The sequence below is a fragment of the Dyella sp. genome (genome assembly GCF_035486915.1).
Taxonomy (GTDB): Bacteria; Pseudomonadota; Gammaproteobacteria; order Xanthomonadales; family Rhodanobacteraceae; genus Dyella_B.
Genome location: NZ_DATHMR010000110.1, coordinates 1 through 2,503, shown reverse-complemented (window position 1 = coordinate 2,503; position 2,503 = coordinate 1). Strand labels below are relative to the sequence as shown.

Annotated in this window: 4 protein-coding genes; 3 read left to right on the top strand and 1 reads right to left on the bottom strand. The window is 61.0% G+C overall.

The window, feature by feature from the left end; genetic code table 11:
• Positions 1–310: 310 nt before the first annotated feature.
• Positions 311–637 carry a hypothetical protein gene (locus VK725_RS08830; protein WP_325317693.1) on the top strand — a complete coding sequence of 109 codons (327 nt, stop codon included), beginning with the start codon at positions 311–313 and terminating at the stop codon, positions 635–637.
• Positions 638–652: 15 nt separating this feature from the next.
• Here the strand turns inward: VK725_RS08830 and VK725_RS08825 are convergent, their stop codons facing one another.
• Positions 653–1,342: a hypothetical protein gene (locus tag VK725_RS08825; protein ID WP_325317692.1), complete on the bottom strand. Its 690-nt coding sequence runs from the start codon at positions 1,340–1,342 to the stop codon at positions 653–655.
• Between the two features lie 111 nt (positions 1,343–1,453).
• Here VK725_RS08825 and lptM point away from each other — a divergent pair, with 111 nt between their 5' ends.
• Together lptM and dapF are read left to right on the top strand one after the other, a co-directional pair.
• Positions 1,454–1,672, top strand: a complete 219-nt coding sequence (lptM, locus tag VK725_RS08820) for an LPS translocon maturation chaperone LptM (protein ID WP_325317691.1) — start codon at positions 1,454–1,456, stop codon at positions 1,670–1,672.
• Positions 1,673–1,690: 18 nt separating this feature from the next.
• On the top strand, positions 1,691–2,503 hold an 813-nt coding region (gene dapF / locus VK725_RS08815; RefSeq protein ID WP_325317690.1), incomplete at its 3' end, for a diaminopimelate epimerase.

Here is a 2,503-nt window from a genome sequence, read left to right as displayed (position 1 = left end):
TTCGGATGGCGCTTGGCGCTGACGTCACGAACCGGCTGTTGCTGCGCCATGGCAGCGGATGCCACGAACGTCAGGCCAGCGAGCATGACGACGGATGCGATGCGTTTCATAAGTGTCTCCCCTCTTGTGAAACAGGTTGATGGAACGCTGAATCTAGCATTGCCCGATGACACTGCAAACGCGGCATTTCTTGCGATTTGTTCACTGGCGCGCGAAGCGTTCCATTGGCATGATGTGCATCGACGCAGCGCGTGGGGACGCGAGGCGAAGCCTTACGTGTGGCTTGCAATCAAGGACAGGGGACAGGGAAATGATCATCTGGGGATCGCGCGGGCAGAATGTCATTCTGGGTGTCAGGGAACATCGCGATTGCGAAAAGTGCCAGACCAATCGGCCTTTCAGGCTGATGCTGCAATACCGCTACGGGCACCTGTATTACGTTTTTCGATGGGTGACGCAGAAGCAGTATTTCCTCGCCTGCGACGTCTGCAAGCGCGGGTGGAAGCTCGATACGAAGAAGGTGGAAAGCGACTTGAAGGCCAACCCCATTCCGTTCGGCGATCGATACGGCTGGGCTGCCTTGCTGGCGATCATTGCGTTGATCGCGATCGTCGCTCAATTCAGCCGGCTGCATTGACGATCGCGATAACGGTCAGCCGCCCAGCGGCTGACCGATGCGCTGTGCCGTGGCATCGTCCGGGCGCGCGACAAGCGCGCCCGTTCGCATGAGGCTGATGCTGTAGTGGCCGCCGTCGACCAGCGGCAGGTACGCGCCGCTTCCAAATACCGTATCGACCTCGGGCAGCCAGCGCGGAAACTGTTTGCGCAGATCGAGCAGATCCAGCGGACCGGCCTGACTGAAATCGATGACGGTGCGTGGTCCATTCATTTCCTCGCTAGCATCGTCGTAACGCCCGGAGATGCGGTCCAGTCGATAGAGCGGTGGCAAACCCGCGAGCATCGCGGGCAGTTTCCACTTCAGCACGACCGCTTCGATACGAAAATCATCGCCTGCAAGCATGAGTTTGCGCGTGGATGTATCGGGCCATGTAAGGGTCAACACCCAGCGCTGTGGCGCGAGAATCTGCGAGTCGAGCTGGACGACGGGCTCTTCCTCGTCGAGGAAACGGTAGCCGCGCAGCGAGAGGGCGATGCCAGCGATGCCAACACCCAGCACGATGAAAAGCACCAGCAGGAGCGCATGAGCGCCTGCCGCAAGGTGACGGCGTTCGTGCAAACGCTGGCGCGTAGCCACCAGCTGCACGAGCGCAACGAAAAGGACCACGGCGGCCAGAATGGCCAGCAGGGTCGAGGGCAGGCGCAGCAATTCATTCCAGTTCATCAGGTACTCCAGGTGCTCGCATATCCGTTGCGTGCGCGCATGATAACGGTGCAACCGTGATCGCCTGGTAGCTTGGCTATACTGCAGTCGTTTCCCGAGGAATCTCGCACCATGCGCCGATCGATCTTGCTGCTTCCTGCCTGTCTTGCGTTGTCCGCGCTCGCCGGCTGCGGCAATAAAGGGCCGTTGTATTACCCCCCGGCGGCACCAAAGCCCGCACCTACGCATGCGCCCAAGCCGGCGCCAGCGCCCGCGCCGGCTCACAGCAGCACGTCTGAAGCACCAGCAAGTTCAAGCAGCGTGGTGACCAAGCCGTTGGGCGGAAACTGAGTACTTCGACGGAAGAACATGGCTATCGGCTTCACCAAGATGCATGGCAGCGGCAACGACTTCGTTGTCATCGATAGCCGTGACGGCGCGCTGGCGCCGGATGTCGCCGTGATTCGTGCGATGGCCGACCGTCATACCGGCATCGGCTTTGATCAATTGCTGAGCGTTGAACCTGCACGGGATGGTTCCAGCGCGTTTTATTACGGCATCTGGAATGGCGATGGTTCGCCCTCGGGACAATGCGGGAACGGCGTGCGCTGCATAGCGGCATGGTTGCATCGCGCGGGTGAATTACCCCTTGGTGAAACCGTGCGTATCCAAAGTCCTTCCGGACCTGTCGCGGTACGACTGCTCGATCCGCATCAGGTGACCGTGGACATGGGCGAGCCGATTTTTGATCCGGCGCGCATTCCGTTCGACGCGCCGCATGTTACGAATCGCTACGTGCTGGATGTCGAGGGTCAGCCGGTGGAAATCGGCGCGGTGTCCATGGGCAACCCGCATGCGGTGGTGGTGGAAGATGCGGTGTCATCCAAGGCCATGGCGCGTTTGGGGCCTGCCCTCACCGCTCATTCGCGCTTTCGCGAAGGTGCCAACGCGGGCTTCGTACAGAAGTTGAGCCAACGGCATCTGCGTTTGTTCGTTCATGAACGCGGCGCTGGCTGGACGCAGGCATGCGGCACCGGGGCTTGCGCAGCGATGGCCGTGCTGCGCCATCGCGGTGAGGTGGACGAACGGGTGCAGGTCGATTTGCCCGGCGGCAGCCTGCATATCGAGTGGACCGGACCGGGCGAAACGCTCTGGATGACCGGTCCGGCTGCGTTTGTGTTT

What these genes read in the sequence shown, in the direction of transcription:
- VK725_RS08830 (WP_325317693.1), top strand. Translation starts at nt 311, where the DNA reads ATGATCATCTGGGGATCGCGCGGGCAGAATGTCATTCTGGGTGTCAGG.
- VK725_RS08825 (WP_325317692.1), bottom strand. Translation starts at nt 1,342, where the DNA reads ATGAACTGGAATGAATTGCTGCGCCTGCCCTCGACCCTGCTGGCCATT.
- lptM (WP_325317691.1), top strand. Translation starts at nt 1,454, where the DNA reads ATGCGCCGATCGATCTTGCTGCTTCCTGCCTGTCTTGCGTTGTCCGCG.